This window comes from Pseudomonas sp. K5002, from assembly GCF_013386655.1.
Classification (GTDB): Bacteria; Pseudomonadota; Gammaproteobacteria; order Pseudomonadales; family Pseudomonadaceae; genus Aquipseudomonas.
The window spans coordinates 1-547 of the sequence record NZ_JACARK010000807.1; the positions used below are offsets into that span (position 1 = coordinate 1).

At 65.6% G+C, this 547-nt stretch carries 1 protein-coding gene and 1 pseudogene; both read right to left on the reverse strand.

What is annotated here, in order from left to right; all coding sequences use genetic code 11:
- A partial coding sequence (locus tag HX846_RS28920) for a biotin/lipoyl-binding protein (RefSeq protein WP_178966644.1) occupies positions 1-318 on the reverse strand: 318 nt, incomplete at its 3' end.
- A gap of 22 nt (positions 319-340) precedes the next feature.
- A pseudogene (locus tag HX846_RS28925) lies at positions 341-547 on the reverse strand (transcriptional regulator); the annotation flags it as partial.

Genomic DNA, 547 nt, shown 5'->3' on the forward strand with positions numbered 1-547 from the left:
CACGGCGCCGTCGGCCTTGGCCAGGGCCGTGCGGTAGTCGCGCACATCGATGCGCGCCAGCACGTCGCCGGCCCTTACGAACTGGTTGTCCTGCACCGTCACTTCGCTGATATAACCCGGCACTTTGGCGCTGATCACCGTCACATCCGCCCCGACATAGGCGTCGTCGGTGTCTTCGATAAACCGGCTGACCAGCCACCAGTGGCTGGCGTACCACACGCCGCCCGCCACGGCCAGGGTCAGCAGCCCCAGGCGTAAAACCTGTTTGCGCCGGGATGGTTGGGTGGGTTCGGGCACAGCGCTGACTGGAGCGTCCATGACGAAATGACCTCGTTGAGTATTAGTGGGGGAAGGGGCTGACCAACTGGTCTTTTTCGGCGTAGGCCCGGCCGGTTCGTGCGCGCCACAGGGTCAGCGGTTCGGCATCGGCGCTGACATGTACGCGGTGGCCCGCACGGGTGATGGGGTTGCCGGTGTTGGCATCCATCAACGCCAGCACCACCGGGCGCCCGGTGGCCTCATCGGCGAGAAACACCTTGGTCGAGCC